Genomic DNA, 1,024 nt, shown 5'->3' with positions numbered 1-1,024 from the left:
AATTTTTTCCTAGAGGAAAATGTCTAAACATGTTGGTAAATCAACAAAAAAACGCATATAGTAGTCTCAAAACTCCCAAGAAATGAGGACTACATATGCGTTCATCAAAATATACTGAACATTATACAGATACTTTTATAACATTCAAGGAAATTATGAGAACTGTTTCTAACATATACCATAATTGTGTACCAGATAAGATTAAAAACCGAAGAAATACTGATCAACTGAAGCAACGCGATACAGTGATTATTGCTTGTATTATATGGGGCATAATTAATGGCTATACTAGCCAAAGAGCCACGTATAGAGCGGTTTGTTCCGTCTTATTTCCTAATGGTGACTTTCCTAGTAGGAGTCGATTCACTCGCTTAAGTTCAAACTTAGCTTACACTATCAAGATTATTCGATACTTTTTCATCAAGAAGCTCACCAAAGGTGAACTAGTCGGAATTATAGATAGTTTTCCTAGTCCATTATGTAAACCAGTCAGAAATAGACAAGCAAAACTATTGAATCAAATAGCCAAAGTTGGCTATAACTCAACAAAAAAATCTTATTTTTATGGTCTTAAAATTCATATGATCGTTACTAAGACTGGCTTTCCGATTACTTACTCAATCACGAATCCAGGTGTCCATGACGTGAAAGTGTTAGAGACTTTATCGGAAGAAGCGAATCTTCCCAATATCCTAGGGGACAAAGGATATATTAGCCATAAAATCCATGAAAAGTTTGCCCTTAAGGGCATTACTATATCCGTTCCGCCACGTAAAAACATGGATAAATCAGAAAAACTAGACCACAGCTTACTTGGAAAACAAAGAAAAACAGTTGAGACTGTTTGTTCTTCCTTAGAAAAATTAGGTTGTCAAAATTTCAACTCACGTTCTGTTAAAGGGCTAGAGAGTAGATTTGAAAGCATATTACTGGCTTACAGTGTTCTATTAAGTCGAGCACAACGACGTTTTGAAGGAACTTTGAGATATTCTTTAGGATATTAAAATTAACTAGCACCACGGGT

At 34.8% G+C, this 1,024-nt stretch carries 1 protein-coding gene; it reads left to right on the top strand.

Annotated elements, in window-relative coordinates:
* Positions 1-95: 95 nt before the first annotated feature.
* Positions 96-1,004, top strand: coding sequence for an IS982-like element ISEfm1 family transposase (locus HMPREF2961_RS07320; RefSeq protein WP_016249814.1), 909 nt, complete (start codon positions 96-98; stop codon positions 1,002-1,004).
* Positions 1,005-1,024 lie beyond the last annotated feature (20 nt).

The organism is Enterococcus sp. HMSC076E04 (genome assembly GCF_001814285.1).
GTDB classification, from domain to species: domain Bacteria; phylum Bacillota; class Bacilli; order Lactobacillales; family Enterococcaceae; genus Enterococcus_B; species Enterococcus_B lactis.
This window is presented reverse-complemented; position numbering and strand designations above follow the sequence as displayed.